Source organism: Mesorhizobium sp. B2-3-12 (assembly GCF_006442205.1).
Taxonomy (GTDB): domain Bacteria; phylum Pseudomonadota; class Alphaproteobacteria; order Rhizobiales; family Rhizobiaceae; genus Mesorhizobium.
In genome coordinates, this window is the sequence record NZ_VFVR01000002.1 from 891885 (window position 1) to 916169 (window position 24285).

General features: G+C 66.2%; 22 protein-coding genes. 6 read left to right on the forward strand and 16 right to left on the reverse strand.

Features of this window, described 5'->3' with window-relative positions:
* Positions 1 to 202 precede the first annotated feature (202 nt).
* Positions 203 to 1600 (forward strand): dihydrolipoyl dehydrogenase, encoded by a 1398-nt coding sequence (gene lpdA / locus FJ948_RS09705; RefSeq protein ID WP_140703658.1) that lies wholly within the window; start codon positions 203 to 205, stop codon positions 1598 to 1600.
* A 241-nt stretch (positions 1601 to 1841) separates the two neighbouring features.
* On the opposite strand, the gene FJ948_RS09715 is transcribed toward lpdA, so the two are convergent.
* A complete protein-coding gene (locus FJ948_RS09715; protein ID WP_140703659.1) occupies positions 1842 to 2945 on the reverse strand; it encodes a saccharopine dehydrogenase family protein in 1104 nt (367 codons plus the stop codon).
* A gap of 120 nt (positions 2946 to 3065) precedes the next feature.
* Here FJ948_RS09715 and FJ948_RS09720 point away from each other — a divergent pair, with 120 nt between their 5' ends.
* Positions 3066 to 3494 (forward strand): Lrp/AsnC family transcriptional regulator, encoded by a 429-nt coding sequence (locus FJ948_RS09720; protein WP_140703660.1) that lies wholly within the window; start codon positions 3066 to 3068, stop codon positions 3492 to 3494.
* 421 nt (positions 3495 to 3915) lie between these two features.
* Here FJ948_RS09720 and FJ948_RS09725 read toward each other — a convergent pair whose 3' ends face one another.
* The 4 genes from FJ948_RS09725 to FJ948_RS09740 form a co-directional block, all read right to left on the reverse strand.
* Positions 3916 to 5280, reverse strand: a complete 1365-nt coding sequence (locus FJ948_RS09725; RefSeq protein ID WP_140703662.1) for an ATP-binding protein — start codon at positions 5278 to 5280, stop codon at positions 3916 to 3918.
* A gap of 62 nt (positions 5281 to 5342) precedes the next feature.
* Entirely contained in the window at positions 5343 to 6026 is a 684-nt protein-coding gene (locus tag FJ948_RS09730; RefSeq protein ID WP_140703665.1) for a winged helix-turn-helix domain-containing protein, read from the reverse strand.
* A 104-nt stretch (positions 6027 to 6130) separates the two neighbouring features.
* Positions 6131 to 6925, reverse strand: a complete 795-nt coding sequence (locus FJ948_RS09735; RefSeq protein ID WP_140703667.1) for a hypothetical protein — start codon at positions 6923 to 6925, stop codon at positions 6131 to 6133.
* A 26-nt stretch (positions 6926 to 6951) separates the two neighbouring features.
* Positions 6952 to 7209: a hypothetical protein gene (locus FJ948_RS09740; RefSeq protein WP_140703669.1), complete on the reverse strand. Its 258-nt coding sequence runs from the start codon at positions 7207 to 7209 to the stop codon at positions 6952 to 6954.
* Between the two features lie 377 nt (positions 7210 to 7586).
* On the opposite strand from FJ948_RS09740, the gene FJ948_RS09745 reads away from it, so the two are divergent.
* A complete protein-coding gene (locus tag FJ948_RS09745; RefSeq protein WP_140703671.1) occupies positions 7587 to 8219 on the forward strand; it encodes an isoprenylcysteine carboxylmethyltransferase family protein in 633 nt (210 codons plus the stop codon).
* Positions 8220 to 8257: 38 nt separating this feature from the next.
* On the opposite strand, the gene FJ948_RS09750 is transcribed toward FJ948_RS09745, so the two are convergent.
* The 9 genes from FJ948_RS09750 to FJ948_RS09790 form a co-directional block, all read right to left on the reverse strand.
* A complete protein-coding gene (locus FJ948_RS09750; protein ID WP_140703673.1) occupies positions 8258 to 9562 on the reverse strand; it encodes an FAD-binding oxidoreductase in 1305 nt (434 codons plus the stop codon).
* 78 nt (positions 9563 to 9640) lie between these two features.
* Positions 9641 to 10693 carry an ABC transporter substrate-binding protein gene (locus FJ948_RS09755; protein ID WP_181173612.1) on the reverse strand — a complete coding sequence of 351 codons (1053 nt, stop codon included), beginning with the start codon at positions 10691 to 10693 and terminating at the stop codon, positions 9641 to 9643.
* Entirely contained in the window at positions 10686 to 11798 is a 1113-nt protein-coding gene (locus FJ948_RS09760; RefSeq protein WP_140703677.1) for an ABC transporter ATP-binding protein, read from the reverse strand. The genes FJ948_RS09755 and FJ948_RS09760 overlap by 8 nt, the downstream gene beginning before the upstream one ends.
* Positions 11795 to 12595 carry an ABC transporter permease gene (locus FJ948_RS09765; protein ID WP_140703679.1) on the reverse strand — a complete coding sequence of 267 codons (801 nt, stop codon included), beginning with the start codon at positions 12593 to 12595 and terminating at the stop codon, positions 11795 to 11797. Before FJ948_RS09765 ends, FJ948_RS09760 begins: the two co-directional genes overlap by 4 nt.
* The gene (locus FJ948_RS09770) at positions 12592 to 13425 is read right to left on the reverse strand and encodes an ABC transporter permease (RefSeq protein ID WP_246677487.1); all 834 of its coding nucleotides are present in this window, start codon (positions 13423 to 13425) and stop codon (positions 12592 to 12594) included. Before FJ948_RS09770 ends, FJ948_RS09765 begins: the two co-directional genes overlap by 4 nt.
* Positions 13426 to 13465: 40 nt before the next feature.
* Positions 13466 to 14635, reverse strand: a complete 1170-nt coding sequence (locus FJ948_RS09775) for an acyl-CoA dehydrogenase family protein (RefSeq protein WP_140703681.1) — start codon at positions 14633 to 14635, stop codon at positions 13466 to 13468.
* Positions 14636 to 14644: 9 nt separating this feature from the next.
* The gene (locus FJ948_RS09780; protein ID WP_140703683.1) at positions 14645 to 16786 is read right to left on the reverse strand and encodes an acetate--CoA ligase family protein; all 2142 of its coding nucleotides are present in this window, start codon (positions 16784 to 16786) and stop codon (positions 14645 to 14647) included.
* Positions 16787 to 16951: 165 nt separating this feature from the next.
* Positions 16952 to 17875 (reverse strand): LysR substrate-binding domain-containing protein, encoded by a 924-nt coding sequence (locus FJ948_RS09785; protein ID WP_140703685.1) that lies wholly within the window; start codon positions 17873 to 17875, stop codon positions 16952 to 16954.
* Positions 17872 to 18516 (reverse strand): TetR family transcriptional regulator C-terminal domain-containing protein, encoded by a 645-nt coding sequence (locus FJ948_RS09790; protein ID WP_140703687.1) that lies wholly within the window; start codon positions 18514 to 18516, stop codon positions 17872 to 17874. The genes FJ948_RS09785 and FJ948_RS09790 overlap by 4 nt, the downstream gene beginning before the upstream one ends.
* Before the next feature lie 217 nt (positions 18517 to 18733).
* Here FJ948_RS09790 and FJ948_RS09795 point away from each other — a divergent pair, with 217 nt between their 5' ends.
* Positions 18734 to 19807 carry a peptidase C39 family protein gene (locus tag FJ948_RS09795; RefSeq protein ID WP_140703689.1) on the forward strand — a complete coding sequence of 358 codons (1074 nt, stop codon included), beginning with the start codon at positions 18734 to 18736 and terminating at the stop codon, positions 19805 to 19807.
* 254 nt (positions 19808 to 20061) lie between these two features.
* On the opposite strand, the gene FJ948_RS09800 is transcribed toward FJ948_RS09795, so the two are convergent.
* Positions 20062 to 20547 (reverse strand): hypothetical protein, encoded by a 486-nt coding sequence (locus FJ948_RS09800; protein WP_140703690.1) that lies wholly within the window; start codon positions 20545 to 20547, stop codon positions 20062 to 20064.
* Between the two features lie 220 nt (positions 20548 to 20767).
* Here FJ948_RS09800 and FJ948_RS09805 point away from each other — a divergent pair, with 220 nt between their 5' ends.
* On the forward strand, positions 20768 to 21133 hold the full coding sequence (locus tag FJ948_RS09805) for a RidA family protein (protein WP_140703987.1): 366 nt from the start codon (positions 20768 to 20770) through the stop codon (positions 21131 to 21133).
* A gap of 27 nt (positions 21134 to 21160) precedes the next feature.
* Complete coding sequence (locus FJ948_RS09810; RefSeq protein ID WP_140703692.1) at positions 21161 to 22396, forward strand: amidohydrolase/deacetylase family metallohydrolase; 1236 nt, start codon at positions 21161 to 21163, stop codon at positions 22394 to 22396.
* Between the two features lie 38 nt (positions 22397 to 22434).
* On the opposite strand, the gene FJ948_RS09815 is transcribed toward FJ948_RS09810, so the two are convergent.
* Positions 22435 to 24225, reverse strand: coding sequence for an NAD(P)/FAD-dependent oxidoreductase (locus tag FJ948_RS09815; protein WP_140703693.1), 1791 nt, complete (start codon positions 24223 to 24225; stop codon positions 22435 to 22437).
* Positions 24226 to 24285: the final 60 nt, after the last annotated feature.

Below are 24285 nucleotides of genomic sequence, written 5' to 3' on the forward strand. Positions count from 1 at the left end.
TCTCCCCGTATAGGGACGGGGAGAAAGACGCTGTTATCCATGGTTTCGCCAATCGACAGCGTTGCGGAAGAGGATGCCAACATCGCGACGATACCCTTCTCCCCGTCCCTATACGGGGAGAAGGTGCCGGCAGGCGGATGAGGGGCAGCGCGAGGTTGGATAGGAGGGCGTCGGCAGCTCTCACTACAAGGGGGCCGACACCATGAAAGAAATCTCCTGCAAGCTGCTTGTCATTGGCGCCGGTCCGAGCGGCTACGTCTGCGCCATCCGCGCCGGGCAGCTCGGTGTCGATACGGTCATCGTCGAGGCCGGCAAGCCTGGCGGCACTTGCCTCAATGTCGGCTGCATCCCCTCAAAGGCGCTGATCCATGCGGCGGAGGAATTCGAGAAGGTCTCGCACATGGCCGGCGGCAAGAGCCCGCTCGGCATTTCGGTAACCGCACCGGTGCTCGACCTTGCCAGGACCGTCGCCTGGAAGGACGGCATCGTCAGCCGGCTCAACAGCGGCGTCGCCGGCCTGCTGAAGAAGGCCGGGGTGAAGACCGTGCAGGGCTGGGCGACGTTTCGCGACGGCAAGACCGTCGAGGTCGAAACCGAGACCGGAAGCCAGGTGATCCGGGCCGAGACGATCGTCATCGCGACGGGCTCGGCGCCAGTGGAATTGCCGTTCCTGCCGTTCGGCGGCCCGGTGATCTCCTCCACCGAGGCGCTGGCGCTAAACGAAGTGCCCAAGAAACTCGCGGTCGTCGGTGGCGGCTATATCGGGCTGGAGCTCGGCATGGCCTTCGCCAAGATGGGCGCCGAGGTCACCGTGGTCGAAGCCTTGCCGCGCGTGCTGGCGCAGTATGATGCCGAGCTGACCCGGCCCGTGGTCAAGCGGCTCGCCGCGCTCGGCATCGAAGTGATGACGGGTGCCAAGGCCAAGGGCCTGTCGACGAAGGGCGATGCGCTGCTGGTCGAGACGTCCGACGGCAAGAGCGGCAAGGTCGCCGCGGACAAGATCCTGGTCACGGTCGGCCGCAGGCCGGTGACCGAGGGCTGGGGGCTCGAGCAGATCGACCTCGACAGGGTCGGAAAATTCATCAGGATCGACGACCAGTGCCGGACCTCGATGCGTGGCGTCTTCGCCATCGGCGACGTCACCGGCGAACCGATGCTGGCGCATCGGGCAATGGCGCAAGGCGAAATGGTCGCCGAGATCGTCGCCGGCCACAAGCGCGGCTGGGACAAGCGCTCGATCCCCGCCGTCTGCTTCACCGATCCCGAGCTGGTGACGGCCGGCCTGTCGCCAGAAGAGGCCAAGGCGCTTGGTGGCGAGATCAAGATCGGCCTCTTTCCCTTCGCCGCCAATGGCCGCGCCATGACCAGGCTCGGCGAAGACGGCTTCGTCCGCGTCGTCGCACGCGCCGACAATCACCTGGTGCTCGGCATCCAGGCGGTCGGCCAGGGCGTGTCGGAACTGTCGGCGGCTTTCGGGCTGGCGCTGGAAATGGGAGCGCGGCTGGAGGACATCGCCGGAACCATCCATGCCCACCCGACGCTGGGTGAAGGGTTCCAGGAAGCGGCGCTGAAGGCGCTCGGGCACGCGCTGCATATTTGAGGTGTTACCCCTAGGCTCCTTTCCTCTCCCTCCGGAGGGGGGAGAGGTGGCGCTGCGAAGCAGCGACGGAGTGGGGGAAAGCGCTGGTCAAACCTGTTGCCGTCGAAAATCGGGCAACCATCCGGATAGGTCGAGCCGTCGACCCCCACTCCGTCGAGCTGCGCTCGACACCTCTCCCCCGATCGACGGGGGAGAGGAAAGGCGCGAACCAATCAACGGGGAGAAGAAGATGCGCGGCTCGTCACCCGGCCAGCCGGCTCACCATATCATGCTGGGCATAGGCGCGGCCGAAGCGGTTGGCGAGGAAGGCGTCGAGCGCGATCTCTTCCTGCTTGACGAAGCCGGTCCCCGGCAGCGAGCCATCGGCCAGCATGTCGAGCACGGCGCAGATGCCGGACGCCGTGGTGATCTGGATGGCGCTGCGCACCGTCTGGCCGACGCGGCGGGAGTAGATCTTGTTGGCGTAGGTTTCCTGCAGCAGGCGGCCTTGTCTGCGGCCGGAAACGGTGACGAAGACGATGACCACGTCCTGCAGCGTTGCCGGCAAGGCACTCTCGAAAATGTCCTTGAGCACATCGCGGCGGTGGCGCAGGCCGAGATCGTTGAGCAGCGCCTTCATGATCGCGGCATGGCCGGGATAGCGGATGGTGCGGTAGTTCAGCGTGCGCACCTTGCCCTTCAGCGTCTCGGCCAGTGTGCCCAGACCGCCGGAGGTGTTGAACGCCTCGTAGGTGACGCCGTCGAGCGAGAACTCCTCGCGCTCCTCTAGCGGCGGCACTTCGACCAGTTCGCCTTCGACGATCGCCTCGCAAGGCTCGCAATATTCGTTGATGACGCCGTCCGTGCTCCAGGTCAGATTGTAGTTCAGCGCGTTGGACGGGTATTGCGGCAGCGCGCCGACGCGCATGCGCACGCTCTCCAGCGAGTCGAAGCGGCTGGCGAGGTCATTGGCAACGATGGAGATGAAGCCGGGCGCCAGCCCGCATTGCGGGATGAAGGTGCTCTTGGCGGACCGGGCCAGCTCCTTGACGCGCCTAGTCGAGACGACATCCTCGGTGAGGTCGAGATAATGCACGCCGGCGCTGGCCGCCGCCTCGGCGATGCGCGTGGTGAGATGGAAGGGGGCGGCGCTCAGCACCGCGAACCTGCCGGCGAGCGCGGCTTCAAGCGCACCGGGCGCGGCGATGTCGAGTTCGAGCGTATCTACGCCGCCGGGCACTTCGGAAGCAGTGAGCTGTGCGGCCGAGCGGTCGACCAGGGTGACATGGTAATCACCCGTTTCAGCGAGCATTTCGGCGATGGTCGAGCCGATCTTGCCGGCGCCGACGATAACGATCTTGTTCATGGTCAAATTCCCCCGCGGTCCGCGTTTGGCGGAATCATCGCAGCTTGCCTGTCGAAAGGAAGCGTGGAATCCTGCAAAGTGAACCTATTTTTGGGCGATTTGCCGAGGAGATTCGTCGAAATGCTCAGCGAAGCCGAACAGACCCTGCTTTCCCTGCTGCGCGCCAACGCGCGCGCCTCGACGGCCGAACTGGCGCGCCAGCTCGGCGTGTCGCGCACGACGGTGCAAAGCCGCATCGAGCGGCTGGAGCAGCGCGGGATCATCACCGGCTATGGCGTCAGACTGGCGCCGGATTATGAGCAGGGGCTGGTCAGGGCGCATGTGCTGCTCACCGTCACGCCCAAGCTCGCCGACACAGTGGTGCGGGCCCTGCGGGCGCTGCCGCCGGTCAGGACGCTGCACTCCGTCAGCGGCAATTTCGACATGATCGTCATCGTCGACGCGCCGTCGATCCGCGACCTCGACACGCTGCTCGACCAGATCGGCGCCATGGAGGGTGTCGAGCGCACCGCGTCGTCGATCATCCTGTCGACGCGGATCGACAGGTGAAGATCGGCACTGCCGGCGCAAACGGCTGTCGGCCACAGGACTTGGGTTCCTCGCCCGCACTTTGTGCTGCGGCATGCAAACGGCTTGCCGCATGCATTGTCTTACACCGAGCTGGTCGACCCTCACTCCGTCTCGGCTTCGCCGAGCCACCTTGCCGGGGCGGGCCACGGGTCTCGCCCGTCCTACGGACCCCCCGATCGACGGGGTAGAAAAGGCGCCAGGCTTTTGGCGGCAACGCTCCCTTCCTTTCCCTCCGGAGGGGGAAAGGTGGCGCTGCGAAGCAGCGACGGATTGGGGGAACCACCTAGCAATTAAGCCTCGCGCCGATCAGTCACGTCAATCACAGAAGATGTGTGCATGCCCAGGCGAAAGCTGGGCGAGGACCCAAGCGGCATTGACCTGTACCGGATAACTTCGCCGGCTAAGCCAGCGGAAAACTCACCACCACGGCGAGGCCGGGCTTACAGTCCTCGAGCGTGATGGTCGCGCCATGCAGGTCGGCGATGGCCCTGACGAGGCTGAGGCCGAGGCCGCTGCCCGGCGTCGAGCGGCTGTGGTCCAGCCGGTAGAGCCGCTGAAACACTTTTTCGCGCTCGTCGGCGGGAATGCCGGGGCCGTTGTCGGCAACGCTTGCAAGGACGCGGTCATCCTGACGCGTCACCGCCAGTTCGATCGCCGTGCCGGGCGGGCAGTGGCGCAGCGCGTTCTCAACCAGATTGGCGACCATCTGCGTCAGCAGTTCACGGTCGCCATGGATCCGGCCCGCCGGCTCCTCCAGCCGTGGCGGCGACAGCGATTTGCCGTCGTCCTCGGCCACGTCGGTGTAGATCTCGGCGATCGTCTGGAGGATGTCGCCGAGATCGACATCGGTAAAGCGCGCCTTGCGCGCGCCGGCCTCGATCTGCGCGATGCGCAGCAGCGCATCGAAGGTCTCGTTGATCTGATGACCCTCGCTGCGCGCGTCGGCCAGCTCGTCGGAAACGTTCTGGGCCCGCGCGGCCTTGTCGGCGGCGCTCTCCAGGATCATCTGCAGACGGTTGAGCGGCGTCTTCAAATCATGCGCGATGTCGGCGCTGACCTGCTTCATGCCTTCGACCAGCGCCGAAAGGCGATCGAGCGCGGCATTGACCTGGGTGGAGACGATGTCGATGTCGTCGTCCTTGCCGGTCAGCGGAATGCGGGTGTCGAGCCGGCCATGCGAGACGTCGACCATGGTGGCGGCAATGCCGTCGAGGCGGCGCTGGACGCGCGCGGCGAGCAGCGCGCCGCCGGTGACGGCCAGGCCGGTGATGATCAGGGTCGCCCAGCCAAAGCTCATCAGCATGATCGTTTCCAGCTCCTCCGTCTCGGAGAGGCTGAAGGCGATGGTCAAGCTGTTGGCGCCGACCGGACCGGAATAGGCGCGGTATTCGGTGTCCGGGGGCAGGCCAGGCATCTCGGCACCGAACATCGAGAACCCGTCGGGAAGCCCAGCCGCGGTGAAGTTGCCGGCAATGCGGTTGCCGGCCGCGTCGGTCAGCGAAAACAGCTGCTCTTTCCTTGCGCTGCGGATCGAATGGCTCTGGACGGTCTCCACCAGCTCCTTGAGATCGTTGTCGGCATAGGTCGCGGCGATGACGGAATAGGTTTCCTTGATGGTGTCGTCGAGCTGCTCGGCAAGGTCGGCGCTCATCATCTGGTAGACGATGGCGCCCGACAGGATGAAGGCCAGCATGAACAGGAAGGCGAATGTCAGGGCAAGCCGGAACGGCGTGCTGCGCAGCAGGCGGGTCCAGGTGGCGGTCATCTGAAGTTCGCGGTCATGTGAAAGTCGCGGTCATGGGCAAGTCGCGTCGTGGGATGTCGCGATCACTGGGAGAGCGGCGCGTGCAGGCTGTAGCCGGTGTTGCGGATGGTGTGGATGAGCTGGGTCTCGAACGGCCTGTCGACCTTGGCCCGTAACCGGCTGATATGGGTCTCGACGACACTTGTCTTGGGATCGAAATGAAAGTCCCAGACGCGCTCCAGCAGCATGGTGCGGGTGATCACGCGGCCCTCGCCGCGCATCAGCACCTCGAGCAGGCTGAACTCGCGCGGCTGCAGGTCGATCGGCTGGCCCTGCCTGACGACGCGCCGCATGATCAGGTCCATTTCGAGGTCGCCGACCCTGAGCACCGTTTTCTGCTCCTGCGCGGCCGGGCGCCGGCCGAGCGCGTTGATGCGGGCCAGCAGTTCGGAAAAGGCGAAGGGCTTGACCAGATAGTCGTCGCCGCCGGCCTCGAGCCCCTCGACGCGGTCGTCAATGCCGCCGACGGAGGTGAGGAAGATCGCCGGCGTGCGCACGCCGGCGGCGCGGACCGCCTTCACCATCGACAGGCCGTCGAGGCCCGGGATCATTCGGTCGGCGACGATCACGTCGTAGCCGCCGGAGGTCGCGGCGAAAAGCCCGTCATGCCCGTTGCGCAAGAGGTCGCAGACATGGCCGGCCTCGGTCAGGCCGCGCACGATATAGTCCGCTGTCCTGTGGTCGTCCTCGACGAGAAGTAATCGCATCGCTGTTCCGGTTGACTGCCGATATCGGCGACAGGCTATCACCGGCTCGGGTTCGTTCCTAGGAGCGCGGTGAGGCTGGCCAGGCTTGCGCGCTCCCCCGAGTTTCATTCCGAGTCCAGCAGCATCTCGTCGAGCTCATCGGCATTCTTCCTGAGCGTCATATAGAGGACAAGGGCGACAATGCAGACGAGGAAGAGCAGGCTGGTGAAGGTAGTGCCGAAGCCGAGGCCGCCATATTCGACGGGCTGCGACAGCCAATCGCCGAAGGACGCGCCAAGCGGCCGTGTCAGGATGTAGGCGAGCCAGAACGCCAGGATGGCGTCGAGGCTGACGAGATAATACGCGAGCGCGATGAGCGCGATGACGCCGCCGAACAGCAGGCCCGTGGTCAGATAGCCCATGTCGAAGCTCTCGGCGACCAGGTCGCCGGCGGCGGTGCCAAGCGAGAAGGTGAAGAGAATCGCCAGCCAATAGAAGATTTCCCGCCGGGTGGTGAAGATGGTGTGGATCGAGAGCGTCCGTTCGGCCGCGTACCAGACCGCGAATGTCGCCGCCAGCACCACGGAAAAGGCAATCGTGGTGGTCTGCAGGCGCACGCCGAAAGTGTCGACCAGATTGTCCGTGACCAACGTACCGACGACGCTGATCAGCACCACTGCCAGCCAGTATGCCCAGGGCACGTAGCGCTTCTGCGCGAACTGGACGACAAGGGCGACGGCCAGGACGCCCGTCATGATCAGCGAAGTGACGGTCAGCCCAAGGCCGAGGTTGACGGCGAGGTAGTCGGCCGCCGTCTCGCCCATGGTGACGGCCATCAGCTTGATGAGCCAGAAATCGACGGTGACGTCCGGAACCCTGTTTTGGGCCGGCCCGGCTGGTTTTGGATTGGGAGCGAGCATGGCGGGCGTCCTCGTGGTTCGTGAAACTATTTGCCCATGACCTTCATGGCCTGGGCGAAGAAGTCGTCGGCGCGCTTGTCGTCGTCGGCATTGCAGCGCTCGATGCCCTTGGTCTCCAGTTCCGAAACCTTGTTCTTGTCGGCGTCGCTGAGCTTGGCGGTGGCCTCCGCCGCGCGCAGCGCCTTCAACGTCTCCTCGCAAGGCGCGGTTGCCGCGAAGACGGCGGAAACCGGTCCGCAGACCGCAAGGGTGGCCAGTGCGACGGCCAGTGCAAATCTTTTCATGAAACCATTCCTATCTCTGTTGTAATCGGAGCCGGCCTTTAGAGCGGTTCAGCGTTTGGGTAGAACCGCTAACCCGCTCTAACTCTTTGTTTTCACGCAATTCCGGACGGAAAACCGCTACGCACTTTTCCTGGAATTGCTCTAAATGCCGGACCGGCATTCCAACGATAGGGGCGTGAGTTCTCGCCAGCCTGTCGCGTGCCATACAAATTCGTAAGGAGGGCGGTGACGGGCGCAAAAGGCCTTTACGAAAGCCTCGCGATGCGCTGATAGAGGGTGAGCGCCTTGTATCCGCCATCAATGGCGTGCCTCAGTGCCGGGCCTGCACAAGCGCCCAGGAAAAAGGGGCCCAGGAAAAAGGGCCAGGAAAAAAGCAAATGACCTATGCTTCCCTCAAGCCGGTTTCACGGGCTTTCGACCAGCGCAAGCGGCTGATTTTCGTCCGCGTCGCGGCGGCGCTGGCGGTGCTGCTGCTGTTCCTGACCAAACCGGCGCTCAGCGAAGGTTCGAACGGGCACGAGACGCTCGAACTGGTCGGCTTTTGCCTGGTTCTGATTTGCGTTGCCGGCCGGCTGTGGAGCATCCTCTATGTCGGCGGCAAGAAGAACGAGGAGCTGGTCTCGACGGGGCCGTTCTCGATGAGCCAGAACCCGCTCTACTTCTTCTCGACGGTCGGCGCTGCCGGCATCGGCCTGCTCTACGGCTCTCTGGTCGCGGCCGCTTTGCTTGGCGTCGCCAGCTTCCTGATCTTCCGCGTCACGGCGCGCAAGGAAGCCGAATTTCTGCTGGGCAAGTTCGGCCCGGCCTATAGCAGCTACATCAAGGCGACGCCCCGGTTCTGGCCGAACCCGCTGCTCTACCGGGACAATGACGAGCTGCAGTTTTCGACCCGCGCGCTGAGGCGCACCTTCTTCGACGGGCTCTACTTCCTCGCCATCTTTCCGGTCATCGAGCTCGTCGAGTATTTCCGCGAAAGCGGCCTGCTGCCGGCTTTCATCACGCTCTACTGAAGGCCGAGCCGAACCGACAAATTATCCGGCTAATCATTTCACGCGGCGCTGCGGCCGTCGAGCAGCCGGTAATACTGGCTGAAGGCGAAGACGCCGATCTTGCGCAACGCGTGCAGGGCGTAGCGGTCCGGCGCGGTGACGGGGAAGGGAAGGTCGGCCGGCGCTGTGCCCAAAGCAAGATCGGCGAGCAGCCTGCCTGTCGTGGTGCAGGCGGCGACGCCGCGCCCGTTGCAGCCCAGCGCCGTGAACAGGCCCGGCGCCAGCATGTGGATATGCGGCATCGTGTCCTTGGTGATCGCGACCTTGCCGCTCCAGACGAACTCGACCGGCGCGCCCGCGGCCTGCGGGAAGATGCGGGCAAGAGCGGCCTTGAGGGGTGCTGCATCGTCCATGGTCGGGTTGTCGTCGACGGGCGAGCGTCCGCCCATGACCAGCCGGCCCTCGTGGTCGAGCCGGAAATAGAGCAGGAGCCGCCTGGTGTCGGCGACGCCCTGGCCGCCGGGCAGGATTGTTTTCCTCACCGATGGCGCCAGCGGCTGCGTGGCGATCTGGAAACTGGTCACGGGTATGACGGTCTGGCGCAGGCCCGGCCACAGCTTTCCGGTATAGGCGTTGGTGGCGAGCACGACCTGTCGGGCGCGGATCGAGGCCTGGCCGAGATCGAGCCGCCAGTGGTCGCCATCCCGGCGCAGCCCAAGCGCCGGTGACCGCGCGAGCACGGTCGCGCCCTCCGCGATCGCGGCCGCTGCCAGGCCGCGCGCATAGCTCAGCGGCTGCAGCACGCCGCCGCGCGGGTCGAACCAGCCGCCATGATAGGCATCGGGCGCCGAGCCGGTGAGCGCGGCCATTTCCTTGACGTCGAGCAGGCGGGCCTCGACGCCCCTGGCGCGCCATTGCCGGAAGCGGGGCGTGACGATGTCGGAAAAAGGTCCCGGCCCGTGCGCGCCCTGGATCCAGCCGGTGCGCCGCGCATGACAGTCGATGCGGTATTTCTCGATGATGTCGAAGACCAGATCGCCGCCGGCGCCGAAGGTCTTGGTGATGGCCGCGCCGAGCGCGTGTCCGAATCTCGCCTCCAGCGTGTCGGGATCGTGTTTCAGCCCGGCGATGATCTGGCCGCCATTGCGCCCGGAGGCGCCCCAGCCCGGCTCGCTGGCTTCCACGACAATCACCCTCCGGCCGGCTCGCGACAGATGCAGGGCCGTGCTGAGGCCGGTATAGCCGGCGCCGACGATGGCGACATCGGCCAAGGCATCGCCCTTGGCCTCGGCATAGGCGGGCGCGGGGGTGGCGGTGGCCGCCCAAAGGCTGGCCGGCAAGGCCTGGGGTGCGTCAGCGGGCATGGCTGATCTCCGGGAAAGAATGCGATGCGGCGCCCCGGCCGGTCGTCCGCCGGGGCGCCTGGGCTCGAGCCTGGCGGCTCACTGCAGCATCAGCTGGTTCCATTTTTCCTCATAGGCGACGGAATATTTGTTGGCCTCGCCCTCGTTGAGGATCAGCATGTCCTTGATGTTGTCGGGTGCCATGACGAGGATTTTCTTCGTCTCGGCGTCGGCGCCCGATGTTGCGCTGGAAAGGACCGGGCCGTAGGTCTTGAGGTCGAGCAGCTTCGCCTGCTGGGCTTCGGCAAGCGCGAAGTCGATCGCTTCATGCGCCAGCTCGACATTGGGCGATCCCTTGGGAATGACCCACCAGTTGGCCCAGGCAATGCCGTCCTTGTAGGTGAAGCCGACCGGCGCGCCTTCCGCTTCCGCCGCCAGCACGCGGCCGCTCCAGGCCGATGACAGCGCCAGCTCGCCAGAGGAGAGCAGCTGCGGCGGCTGCGCGCCGCTGCCCCACCAGACACTCACATGCGGCTTCAGATCCTTGATCTTTGCCATCGCCATGTCGGCTTTCTCGGTGGTGTAGGGAAACACCTCGTCGTGCTTCAGGCCCGAGGCAAGCAGGGCCGCCTCATAATTGTAGTAGAAGAAGCGGTAGAGGCCGCGCGGTCCGGGAAAGCGCTTCACGTCCCAGAAATCGGCCCAGGATTGCGGACCGGCGTCCGGGAAAGCCGTCTTCGACCAAGCCATGATGGTGGCGCCTGTCGAGGTGGCGATGCCGTTGGGCGCCACCCAGCCTTTTTCGAGCGCGGCGGCGTTGGGCACCTTGGCGACGTCGATGGGTTCGAGGAACCCTTCATCGGCGCCTTGCCAGACCGTGCGGCCGCCGACATCGACGAGGTCCCATTCGACCGCCTTGGCCTGGACCATGGCCTTGATCTTGGCGGTCTCGGTCGGCGAGGTGTTGACGACCTGGATGCCCTTGAGCTGGCCGAACGGATCGATGAAGGCCGCTTTTTCGGCATTGGACAGCGCACCGCCCCAGGAGGTGAAGGTGAAGGGCCGGCCATCGGCCCGCGCCAGCCGCGGAAGACCCGTCGCGCCGGCCAGCAGGCCGCCCGCTGCCGTCAGAAGGAAAGTACGCCTATGCATCAGCTTTCTCCGTTTTGGTGGGTTTGGATGGGGAATGGGGGACGGCGCGGGCGTGGCCCGGTTTCCACGAGACATGAACCCTGGCGCCGGCCCGCAAGGTCCGGTCGGTGATCTGGCGGGCGGCGAGCGTCTCACCGCCGTCAAGCCGCAAGGTGAGCTGGGTCAGTTCGCCGAGATAGATCACCTCGACGATCTCGGCGGCGACACCGTCGCCGCCGAGGCCAAGCTCGATATGCTCGGGGCGGATCAGCAGCCGTGCCGGCTCGCCTGTCGCCGTGCCAGGGGCGGCGTCGACGGCGATTGTCCTTCGGAACGCTTCGACGTCGACCGAGGCCTGTCCGCCCGATGTCGAGAGGACGCGCACCGGCAGCAGGTTGGATTCGCCGATGAAGCCGGCGACGAAGGCGTTGAGCGGGCGGTCGTAGAGGTCGTCGACCGTCCCCAATTGCTGGATGCGGCCGCCATCCATCACCGCGATGCGGTCGGAGAGCACCAGTGCCTCCTCCTGGTCGTGGGTGACGTAGATGGTGGTGCGGCCAAGCTTCTGGTGCAGCCGGCGTAGTTCGAGCTGCACCGAGCGGCGCAATTGCTTGTCGAGCGCGCCGAGCGGCTCGTCCATCAACAGCACGTCGGGTTCGATGACCAGCGCGCGGGCCAGCGCCACGCGCTGCTGCTGGCCGCCCGAGAGTTGCTGGACGGGCCGGTCGGCAAAACCGTCGAGCCGCATCAGGGCAAGGATCTCGCCGACGCGCCGCGCTATCTCGGGCTTTGGCAGCCGGCGTACGCTCAGCCCATAGGCGACGTTCTCGCCGACGCTCATATGCGGAAACAGCGCGTAGTTCTGAAACACCATGCCGATGTTGCGGTGGCGCGCCGGCATATGGGTTACGTCGCGCGCGCCGATACGGATCTCGCCCGCCGTCGGCTCGACATAGCCGGCGGTGAGGTTGAGCAGCGTCGTCTTGCCCGAGCCCGAGGGGCCGAGCAGCGTCAGGAATTCGCCCGCCTTCACGTCGAGGTCGGTCGGCTCCAGCGCCCGGAAGCCGCCATAGGTCTTCGACACGCCGGCGAGGCGCAGCGACTGTCCCGATTGGATAGGGGTCATCGGCTCGGGCTCCCGGTTTTGCGGCTGAAGATTTGCGCGAGCGCGAACAGGACGATGGCGAGCGCGATCATCACCGTGGCGGCGACCGCGATGACGGGCGTGAATTCCAGCCGGATCGATTCCCAGATCTTCACCGGCAGTGTCTTGGAGGCGTAGCCGGCCATGAACACGGCGATGATCACCTCGTCGAAGGAGGTGATGAAGGCGAAGATGGCGCCGCCGACGATGCCGGGGGTGATGTTGGGCAAGGTGACGGTGCGGAAGATCCGCCACGGGCCGGCGCCGAGGCCGGCGGCGGCGCGCAGCCAGTTGTCGTCGACGGCACGAAGCGCGATGCCGACATTGATGACGACGAAAGGCAGCGCCAGGATGGCATGGCCAAGGCTCATGCCAAGGATGGTGCCGCTCAGGCCGACATCGAGCGCGCTGCGGTAGAGCGCCACGGCGGTGACGATGACCGGCACGATCATCGGCGCCAGGAACAGGCCGGTGACCAGCGTGCGCCAGCGGCCGTCGATGCGGCGCAGGCCGATCGCCGCCAGCGTGCCGAGCGCCACCGCGATGATCGTGGCCAACGTGGCGACCTCGACGCTGTTGACGAGCGACGTGCGCCACTCCGGATCGGCGAGAAAGCGCTCGTACCAGACGCCGGACCAGGCGCGCGGCGGCAGATAGATGAAGCTCGCCTTGTTGAAGGAGGCCGGCACCACGGCCAGGATCGGCAGCACAAGGAAGGCCAGCACCAGGCTGGCGCCGGCATTGGCCGATATGCGCAGGACGAGCGGCAGCCTGTTCATCGCGCGAACAACCCCCTCTCGATCGGCAGCAGCCGGGCGGTCAGCGCCATCAGCACCAGCACGATCGCCAGCAGCGCCAGCGAGCCGGCGGCCGCGAGCGACCAGGCAAGGCGGTCGTTGACGAAGCTGGCGATCAGCATCGACAGCGTGATGGCATTCGAGCCGCCAAGCAGGGCAGGCGTGATGAAGAAGCCGAGCGACAGCAGGAAGACGAAGGTCGCACCGCCGGCGAGGCCGGGCAGGCAAAGCGGCAGATAGATGCGCCGGAAGGTGTCGATGAGGCCGGCGCCGAGCCCGTCGCTGGCCAGCAGCAGGCGGCGGTCGATGCGGACCATGGCACCGTAGAGCGGCAGGATCATGTAGGGCAACAGGACATGGATCATGCCCACCAGCACGCCGACATTGTTGAACAGCAGCGCCAGCGGCGCTTCGGTGATGCCCGTTGCCATCAACAGCCGGTTGATCGGCCCGTTGCGCTCCAGAAGCAGCATCCAGGAAAAGGTCCGCACCAGCACCGAAATCCAAAAGGGGAACAGCACGCCATAGAGGGCGAGGCCGAACCAGACGCCTTCGAGGCGCGACAGGACATAGGCGACCGGCCAGGCGAGCAGTACGCAGAGCGCCGTGACCATGACGGCGACGACGAAGGTGTTCCACATCACCTGGCGATAGACGGCGCTGTCGGCGAGCACGCCGAAGGTCGCGAACGGACCGGCCGGATCGGTGAAGGCGAGCGAGAACAGACGCCCCAGCGGCACCACGAAAAGCAGCGCCAGCACGACCAGTGCCGGGCCGAGCAGGCATGCGGTCTCCAGATGCCGGCGCGCCATCACGACGGCACGCCCCTGCTGTCTTGGCGGGACGAGGGCATCAGGCGACCTCGCTGAAGACGCCAATGCCGCGCTTGCGGATCTGGCCGGCCACGATCACGCGCTGGATTTCCGAAGTGCCTTCCCAGATGCGGTCGACGCGGATGTCGCGGTAGAGCCGCTCGACCGGGTTCTCGCGCATGTAGCCGCGTCCGCCGAGAACCTGCAGCGCCTTGTCGATAACGCGGCCGGCGGCCTCCGAACAGTAGAGTTTCAGCGCGCTGGCATGGGCGTGCACGCGCTTGCGGTCGACCCCCTGGTCGATCTCCCAGGCGACACGGTAGAGCATCGACTTGGTGGCGAAGATCTCCACCGCCATGTCGGCCAGCATGAACTCGACGCCCTGGAAATCACGGATCGGCCGGTCGAACTGGTGACGGGAGGTGGCGTAGTCGTTGGCGATTTCGGCGGCGCGGGTCGCGGCGCCCACGGCATGCGAGGCGATCTGCAGGCGGGCCTCGACGAACCAGTCCTTGGTCAGTTCCAGCCCCTGGCCGATCTTGCCCAGCATCTTGTCCTCGCCGACCGTGGTGCCCTCGAAGCGAAGCTCGGCATGGTCGAAGGCGAAATTGTGCATGAATTTCGGCGAGCGCAGATGCACCATCTTGTTCACCGGCTTGTCGACCAGGAACAGTGTCGGCTTGTCGGGGTCGTCGTCGACATGGGCATGGACGATGACGAAGTCAGAGGCGTTGTAGGAGGTGACGAACCATTTTTCGCCGGTCAGGTGCCACTCACCGTTCTTCAGCACGGCGCTTGTTTTCACGCGCCGTGGGTCGGAGCCGGCCTCCGGCTCGGTGATGGCGAAGGCGCCGCGGCGGTGGCCGTGCGAGGAGGGGATCAGATAGTCCTGCTTCTGCGCCTGCGTGCCGAATTTCAGGCTGACCGGCGGGCGCCAGACGCAGCTCCACAGGCCGTTGGTGACGCGGCCGAGCTGTTCCTCGATCGCCGTCTGCTCGACCATGGTCAGGCCCAGCCCGCCATTCTCCCTGGAGTGGTTGATGCCGGCCAGGCCCCAGTCGCGCACCTGCTGGCGCACCGCCTCGCGGCGCTCCATCGGCAGTTCGCCATGTTCGTCGGTGATGGCTTCCAGCGGCAAGAGCACCTGGTCGCAGAAGTCGCGGCCCCTTTTCGAGAGTTCCTTTTCGCGCGGGCTGAGGTCGAAATTCATGGCAATCCCCTAATGCAATTCATCGTGTTGACGACCGGCATGGCGGCCGAGCAGAAGCGCGTCGACGGCCATGCAGCCACGGTCTGAAACCATGAGCGGGTTGACGTCCATCTCGTCGATGAGGTCGCCGAGATCGGCGGCAAGCATCGAGAAGCGGGCCAGCGCGGTGGCAAGCGCCCGCCGGTCGGCCGGTGGCTGGCCGCGTCCGCCATCGAGCAGCGGACTTGTCTTCAGTCGGCCGATCAGCGCTTGCGCCCGTTCGAGGCTGAGCGGCGGCAGGGCGACCGCGCGGTCCCTCAGCACTTCGATCCAGACGCCGCCGGAGGCGACGACCAGATAGGGTCCGAACTGTGGGTCGCGGATCAGGCCGAAAGCGATCTCGACACCCTTGGGCGCCATCTCGGCGACAAGCACCTCCGGGCCCAGCCGCGCCGCCATGCCGGCATAGGCATCCATCAGCGCCGCCGCGTCGCCAAGGCCAAGGCGGACACCGCCGACGTCCGATTTGTGCTGGATGCCCGGGACGGCGGTCTTCAGCGCGACGGGAAAGCCGGTTTCCCGCGCGGCGGCGAGAACGTCATCTTGTGTGGCGGCGGCGATCACGCGCGGCGTGGCGATGCCGTAGTCGCCGAGCAGCGCCAGCGCTTCGCTTTCGCCAAATGGCCTGGCTTCGCCGAGGCGGCGGCGCCAGCGTTCGCGGACATCGTGTGCCACGGCGGACGCAGACGTGTGGGTCGCGGCGCGCCGGTCGCGGAACGCCAGCAGGTTGCGGATGGCGTGCAGCCCTTCCTCGGTGCCGTCGATGACCGGCACGCCGGCCTCCGTCGTGGCCAGCGCCAGCGCGCGATGGTTCACCGTGGCGTAGTTGCTGACCACGGCCACCGGCTTGCCGGTCTTGGCGCTGGAGCGGATCACGGCCCGGGTGAAGCCCTCGGCGATGTAGGAACCATCGCGTATGTCCTGGAACAGCACGCCGATGGCGGTATCGGGATCGGCAAGCATGGCGTCCATGCAGGCCTCGACATGGATTTCGAAATCGAGGCCCGAGCCCCAGACGTCGAGCGGGTTTGCCGGCTGCAGGCCGCTGTCGAGATGCAGCCGCAGCCCCTCGCGGGTGTGCTCGGAGATGGCGGCGAACGGCACGCCGGCCTTGGCCGCGAGGTCGACGACCATTTCGCGTTCGCCGCCGGAATCGTGCAGGCTGGCAAGGCCGCCTTTCGCCGCCGGCCTGCCGGCCGAGAACAAAGTGAGATTGGCGGCGAGCTGGTCCAGCGTGTCGACGCTGAAGACGCCCCATCTGTCGAACAGCGCCTCATAGGCGGCATTGTCGCCGGCGATCGCGCCGCTATGGCTGGCGGCGAAGCCGGCGCTCAGCTCGGTGCGGCCGACCTTCAGCGCCACCACCGGAATGCCGAGGCGGTCGGCCTTTTCCAGGCAGCGGGCGAAATCGTCCGGCCGGCGCGCGGTTTCTAGGAACAGGCCGATGACTGTCGTGTCGGGTTGGTCGAGCGCCCAGTCGACATAGTCGGCCGTCGTCGTCGTCAGCTCGCGGCCGCTGGAGACGCAGAGCTGGAACCTCAGCCGCTGGTCATTATAGGCGAGCGCCGAGAAGGCCGAGCCCGACTGCGTGACCAGGGCCACACCACCGGGCCTCATGGCGAGATTGGCGGCGAAGCCGGAAACGCGCAGGCCGATCTGCGGGTTGCAGAAGCCCATGCCGTTGCCGCCGCAAATGACGATGCCGGCGTCGCGGGCAATGTCGGTCAGGTGGGCGGCGAGCGGGTCGTTGGCGGCTCCGGTCAGGTCGCAGCTGGCGAAGATGGTGACCGCCTTGGCGCCGTGCCGCGCGGCGGCCAGCAGATTGCTTTCGAGATATTCGTTGGCGACGCCGAGCACGACATGGGAGACCGTCTCAGGCAGGCCCGCCAGATCGGGGAAGCACGACACGCCTTCCACCTGATCGTATTTCGGATTGATGGCGTAGACCCGGCCCCGATAACCGTCCATCGCCGCCGCCCGCACCATGGTGTTGCCCGGCGTGTTGGGGCGCACCGAGGCGCCGACGAAGGCGATCGATGCCGGCCGCAGCAGCGGATCGAGGCGATGCCTCGTTTGTGTCATGCCGCCAAGGGCGGCGATGGTTCCGGCCAAATGTCTGCTCCCACGGCTCGTTCCCGAAGCCTCTTGCCGCCCCCGCTTGTTCAGTCTTCGCGGGGTTCGGATCGGAGCGACTATAAGGCCGGCAAACGATCGCGCACGGTCCGAATAGTCACGAGGCGATGATCTGTAGTCATGGGATGCAAGCGGCACAGCGACCTAGCCGGCCAGGATTTCCCGCTTCATCACGGCCATTTCGTTGAGCAGCCAATCGCGCACCAGCACGGCCGGCTTGCGCAGGGGACGCCGTGCCGTTGCCACCAGGTAATAGTGATCGCCGGTGCGCAGTTCATGCCTGGCGCCCTTGACCAGTCCCTTCTGCAGCAATTCATGCGCCACGACATGCCACCAGCCGAGCGCCATGCCACGGCCCTTGATCGCCGCCTGGATGACCAGCGTGTAATCGGAGAATGTCAGGCTGCGGCTGCCCGCCGGCTGCGGATAGTCGAACTGCTGGAGATAGCGTTGCCAGGGAATGCGCAGCGAGCCGGATAGATGGGCGAGCGTGTGCCGGCCGAGATCGCCGCAATCGTCGAGGCTGCCATGCTCGGCCAGGTAGCCGGGGCTGCAGACCGGCAATACCACCTCTTCCATCAGCTCCCAGCTCTGCTGTTCGGCATTGGACGGCTGGTTGTAGCGGATGGCGAGATCGACATCCTCGATCGGCCCGGTCGGTTCGCCGCGCACCAGCTGGAAGCGCAGGTCGATGCCCGGGAAGGAGGCCTGGAAGCGGTCGAAGCGCGGCATGAACCAGTGCATGGCGAAGGCCGACGAGAGCGACAGCGTCACCGTGCCGGCTTCGCCCTGGCGTGCCCTGATATCGTCGAGCGCGATTTCGATCTGCTGGAAGCCGCTGCCGACGGCACCGTAGAGCAGGCGGCCGTCGTCGGTCAGGTCGATGCCGGTCGGGGCGCGGACGAACAGCTTGACCTCGAGATGGCTTTCGAGCCGGGCGATCATGCGGCTGATCGCCGACTGGGTGACGTTGAACTCGCGCGCCGCACTGGTGAAATTAAGATGACGGGCGGCCGCCTCGAACATGAAGATGGCGTTGGGGGAAGGCAGAAGCTTGCGCAGGGTCATGGCCGCCAGTCCGTTTCGGGTCCGAAACTTTTCGGAAAGAAAGCGAGGAGATAGGCCCGGCAGGTGGCGCGTGCGCGGCTCCAGTCCGCCCCGTCTTGCCCGCCGGTCTGGCTACCGATCCACAGCCCGTCGAAGAGGGCGCTGAGCCCACCGGCGATCAAGCGATGGTCGGTGGATACCGGCTCGGCGGCGGCGAGTGCCGATATCAGCGGTTCCAGCCGCGCCAGATAGGCGTTGTTCAATTCGCTGAACCGGGTCCTGTAGTCGGCATTGCGCGGTGTCTCGGCCCAGAACGCGGTCCACACGGCAATATGTCTTTCGTCGGCGACATCGGAGCCGAGGTCGAGGTCGATCAGCGCTTCGAGCTTGGCGGCCGGGTCATTATGGGCGTCGCTGCGCGCATGCCATGCCGCCCGGTATTCCTCGACAAGGGCGTCGAGCGATGCGAGCAGCAGCCGTTCCTTGGTCTCGAAATGGAACGACACCAGGCCGTAGCCGCAGCCAGCCTCGCGCGCCACGTCGGCCAGCGTCATGCCCGGCAGGCCTTTGCGGGCGATGACGGTGATGGCCGCTTCAATCAGGCTCTGCCGTCGCCTGGCGACCTTTTCGGCATCGCGGGCTTTCCTGTCTGGCGTGCTCACCCGTCCGGTCCTCTTTCCTTAGCCCTGAGGTCTCGCAGCTCGGTCTCCCGCGGCCAGGTCATCATTCGGGGTGCCGCTCCCTGCCTTACCGGTCGCCGCGACGGTGCTCAGAACATGCAAGCACCATTGACTGATCAATCAGTCTACGCAAATATCGGGCCGCCGCAACCCGAAAGACGGGCGACGCGGCGCGCCATGAGGACGGGAAAGACGGACCATGCTCAATGCGCGACTGAAGGGCGGAACCGGCATGGCGGTCCTTGCGTCGGACGATCCGGCCGGCTGGGCCGGACTGATGGCGGCACTGCCGGCTGATACCGCCGATCGCCTGGCCGGGTTGCAGGCGATCCCCGGCGTCACATGCATCGCGCAATACGGTGCCGAAGGGCACCCGCTGGCGATCGTGGTTGGACAGCGACGGCCGGCGGCGGCGATGATGCGCATTGCCTTGGCCTGGACCGCCGGTGGCTTCATGGCGGCCGACGGCCAGCGCCTGCTGGACGCGCTGGAGACGGACGCCCTCGCGCAAAATGTGCTTTGCCTGCGCGCCGACGAGGACACGGCGTCGCGCCTCGGCGGCCAGTGGCAGCGGCGCGACGGTTTCCTGCAACGCTGGATCGGCATCGAGCCGAGCCGCCGGCAGGATCGGATACCGCCCTCCTGGCCGCAGACGGCGGGCTTCACCTGCGGGCCGTCGGCGCTCGCCATGGCCATGGCCGGCCTCGATCCGGCCTTGCTGCCGGACCGGGCGCTGGAAGTCGAACTCTGGCGCGAGGCCACGACCATCATCGGTCCGAGCGGCCCGGGCGGCTGCGACCCCTATGGCCTCGCGCTGGCGGCGCACCGGCGCGGGCTGCGGACGGAAGTGTTCATGAGCAGCGCCGAGCCGATCTTCCTCGACCGCGCAGCGTCCGAGGAAAGGCGCGGCCTGATGGCGTTCGTGCAGGCGGGATTCAGGCGTGAGGTCGAGGCCGCGGCGCTGCCCAACACGGCGCGCGCCTTTGCCATCGAGGAGCTGGCGCAATCGCTCGATCGCGGGCTGCTGGCGCTGGTGCTGATCGATCAGGCGCCGATGATGGGCTACACCTGCCCGCACTGGGTGCTCGTCCACGGCCGTGGCGACGGGGTGTTTTTTCTCAACGATCCCTGGATCGAGCCGGACCGGGCAGAGCAGGCAATGGATGTCGTCGATCTGCCGATCCTGGAGGCGGAACTCGACCGGATGGCGTGGTACGGCAATCCGGCGTATCGGGCCGCGGTGCTGGTAGGGTCGGGGACTTTCCGGGCTTAGCGGAGACTTCCCATCGTTTCGTCATCCTGGGCGGAGCAAGGAGAAGCGACGCGGCGCAGACCCCAGGATCCATGCCGGGACCTCAAAGCGCTGCCACGGTGCAGAATTTCGCTCCGCTGCACCCTTCGATGGAGGTCACGGAATGGATCCCAGGGTCTCCGCGACGGAGCTTCGCTCCTGCTCCGCCCTAGGATGACGAAGTTTTGAGGCTTCGGCCAAATGTCCATGCTCATCTACGGGAGCGAACGATAGAACTAGCCACCCAGCGGATAAGGCATGTAGCCGACGAAGCCGGCTATCTTCCAGCTCGCGCCGGCCTTGCGGCAGAAATACAGCGTCTGCCATTTCAGCCGGTCGACGCTGCCATCGGCCTTGGCGACGCTGCCGTCGAACTTCTTGTGCAGCACGGCGCGGTCGCCGTCGAGATCGATGTCGCGCAGATTGGTGACGCGAAACAACGCCTCGCGCAGCGGCTCGGCGAATTTGGTCGCCGCCGTCTCCTTGGCCTGGCGCAGCCACTCGTCGCGGTAGATTTCCAGCCTGGGGAACTGCAGCCGCCAGGCATCGGCATTGGCCAGGAAATGCGCGTGCATGCCGAAGAAGCTTTCGGCGATGAAATCGTTCTCGACCATCGACCAGTCCTGGCCGATGAAGGCGTCGATGTCGCGGCGCACCAGCATCTCCCACAGCGCGTGACGGTCGGCGTCGCCTGAAGGAAACGGGTTCTTGTCGAAGGTCATCGTCGGGTCTCCGGTCTCGCAATGGCATCTGTCCGTCGTGGCGTGGAGCCCGTCCGGCAAGCGCGCACGATGCAAGCGCTTTTGTAATAAAGCAACACGGATTCTAGAGAATGTTGCTTTCCAACAAGGCCTCTATCGGGATCGCCCCGATCGCGGTAAATCTCCTCGCAAAGCGGGCGCCGCCTGGGTGTCCGACCATGTAATCGGAGGAGGCCGTCCCTTGCCCAAGCAGACTTTTGGAACATCCCATGTGCCGCTGTCGCCCGCTGTGCGGGCCGGCGATTTCGTCTTTGTCTCGGGCCAGGTTCCGGTCGGCGGCGACGGCATCGTGGTCAAGGGCGGCATCACGGAACAGACCGAGCAGGTGCTGGCCAATGTCGAGGCGGCGCTGGCATTGGCCGGATGCACTCTGGACGATGTGGTGAAGACCACCGTCTGGCTGGAAGATGCGCGTGATTTCGGCGCCTTCAATGCGGTGTATGGCCGGCACTTCCCGAAGAACCCGCCGGCGCGCACCACGGTCGAGTCGCGGCTGATGATCGACATCAAGATCGAGGTCGAGGCCGTCGCGTACCGGCCGGTCTGACAGCAGATCATGAAGGCGGAGGCTGCCATGCAATTCGACCTCCTGGTGAAGGGCGGACGGCTGATCGACCCGGCGGCCGGCGTCGATGCGCCGCGCGACGTCGCCATCGCCAATGGCCGGGTCGCCGCGATCGACGCCGACATTGCAGCGACTAGCGCCGCCCAGGTGATCGACGCCACGGGTTGCATCGTGGCGCCCGGTCTGGTCGACCTGCACAGCCACGTCTATTGGGGCGGCACTTCGCTCGGCGTCGATGCCGACAGGCTCGCCGCCAAGAGCGGCACCACCACCTTCATCGACGCGGGCAGCGCGGGCGCCGGCAATTTCCTCGGCTTCCGCCGCCATGTCATGGAGCGCTCGAAAGTGCGCATCCTGGCCTATGTCAACATTTCCTTTGCCGGCATTTTCGGCTTCTCGCAGACGGTATCGGTCGGCGAGTGCGGCGATCTCCGGCTTTGCGAGCCGCGCGAGGTGGTGGCTGCGGCGCGCGAGCACGCCGACGTCGTCGTCGGCGTCAAGGTCCGCTCCGGCAAGCATGCCGGCGGCACCAGCGGCATCGCGCCGGTCGATCTGGCGCTGGAAGCCGCCGACAAAGCCGGACTGCCGCTGATGGCGCATATAGACGAGCCGCCGCCCGGCCGCTCGGAAGTGCTGCCGCGCCTGCGCCGGGGCGACATCCTCACCCATTGCTTCCGGCCGTTCCCCAACGCGCCGGTCTTCGCCTCCGGCGCGGTGCGGCCCGACATGCGGCTGGCGCGCGAGCGCGGCGTCATCTTCGATCTCGGCCATGGCATGGGCTCGTTCGATTTCGAAGTCGCGCGCGCGATGCTCACGGAAGGTCTGGCGCCCGACGTGATTTCGAGCGACGTGCATCTCTACTGCGTCGACGGGCCGGCCTTCGACATTCTGGTCTGCATGTCGAAGCTGATGGCGCTGGGCATGCCGCTGGTCGAGGTTCTGCGCGCCGCCACGCAAGCGCCGGCGCGGGCGATCGCGCGGCCCGATCTCGGCACGCTGGCTGTCGGCACCGTCGGCGATGTCGCCGTGTTACGGCAGCGGACGGGCCGGTTCACCTTCGTCGACGCGGTCGGCGCCTCGCTGGTTGCTGATCAGAGGCTGGTCTGCGAAGGCATCGCCATCGGCGGCACATGGTGGCCGAACGAAGCGGCGAATGATTTGAGCGAGACCGAACGTTTCGAGCCACATGCAAACCATACGCATGTCGAGGTGGCGGCCCAGCATTTCGGACACCGGCATGAGTGATTAGCCGATCTCCCCCACGAGGGGGGAGATCGGCAGCTTCACCGCCGCGAATTACTGACGGCCCCATAAACCGGCGTCGCAATCCCCTCCATCCGCGCCTTGATCTGCAGCGCCACGTATTTCGAATAAAACCGCGACAGGGCCAGATTGCCGCCATGGAACCATAGCGCTTCCTGCGCCGTCGGTTTCCACATGTTGCGCAGTTCGCCTTGCCAGGGGCCGGGGTCGCCCTTGACGCCCGAGCCAAGGCCCCAGCAAGGGCCGACCTTGTCGGCGACCTCGCGCGAGACGAGTGCCGCGACATTCTCGTTCATCGACTGGTAGCCGGTGCAGGCGATGATGGCGTCGGCCTCAAGCTCGGTGCCGTCCTCGAACAGGATGCCTTTGGCCGTCAGCGCCTTGATCGCCACCCCGCCGCGGATGCCGACCTTGCCGTCGATGATGAGGTCGGAAGCGCCGACGTCGATGTAATAGCCGGAGCCGGTGCGGTAGGCCTTCATCAGCAGGCCGGTCTCGTCGTCGCCGAAATCGAGCGCGAAGCCGGAGGCGGCGAGGCGCTCGTAGAAAGCGGCGTCGCGGGCGCGGATGACGTCGTAGAGCGCGCGCTGGCCCTTGGGCACCAGCGCGAAGGGCGTCGAGGCGACGATCATGTCGGCCTTCTCGGTAGTGATGCCGCGCGCCAGCGCATCCTCCGAGAAGATCTCGAAGCCGACCTGCATCAGCGTGTCCGACTTGACCACGGTGGTCGGCGAGCGCTGGATCATGGTGACCTCGGCGCCGCTCTCCCAGAGATCGACGCAGACGTCATGCCCCGAGCTCGCCGCGCCGATGACGGCGACCTTTTTGCCGCGGAATTTCTCGCCGCTCGCATATTGGCTGGAGTGCAGCAGCTCGCCCTTGAAGTCACCGGCTCCGGCTAGGTCGATCTTGCGCGGCGGCCCATAGGCGCCGGTGGCGAAGACGATGTGCTTCGGCTTCAGCGTGATGCGCTGGCCGACGCGATCGACCACCACGGTCCAGACCTTCTCCGCATCGTCATAGGAAGCGCTGAGGCACCTGGTGGCGACCCAGTAATTCAGCTCCATCACCCGCGTGTACATCTCCAGCCAGTCGCCCATCTTGTCCTTGGGGGTGAAGACGGGCCAATTGTCGGGGAATGGGATGTAGGGCAGATGGTCGTACCAGACCGGATCGTGCAGCACGAGCGTGCGGTAACGGTTGCGCCAGGAATCGCCCGGCCTGGCATTCTTCTCGATGACGATGGTCGGCACGCCGAGCTGCCTGAGCCGCGCGCCCAGCATTATGCCGCCCTGGCCGCCGCCGATGACCAGGCAATAGGGCTGCTCCGACGCGCCGAGTTCACGCGTCTCGCGCGCCCGCGCCTCCGACCAGGTCTCGCGTTCCGGGTCGGCCATGTGGCGCACGCCGAGCGGCCGCGCCGCGCCCTTGCGCTCCTCGAACCCTTTCAGGTCGGTCATTGCCGTGAACAGGGTCCGGCAGCGCCCATCGCGCAGCCGCATGATGCCCTGGCCGGACGCCACGGCGGTCTCGAAGGTGAACCAGGCCTCGATGGTGCCTTCATCCGGGGTGGCTTCGCCGGAAAGCTGCCATGCGGTCGGCTTCGTCGCCGCCAGCGTCGCCTTCAGCATGGCGGCGATGGCCTCGCGGCCTTCCATGGTGGTGACGTTCCAGGTGAAGGTCAGCAGGTCGCGCCAGTAGCAGTCGTCGACGAACAGGTTGCTTGCGGCGGACACGTCGCCGGCTTCGAGCGCCTGCGCCAGGGATTGGAGCCATGCGGCCGCCTGTTTGGATGGTGCCATTTCGAGCATTTCTTCTCTCTTGCTGCATGCGCCCAATTGTATCGGGCGGTATTGTTGAACCCGGCGCTG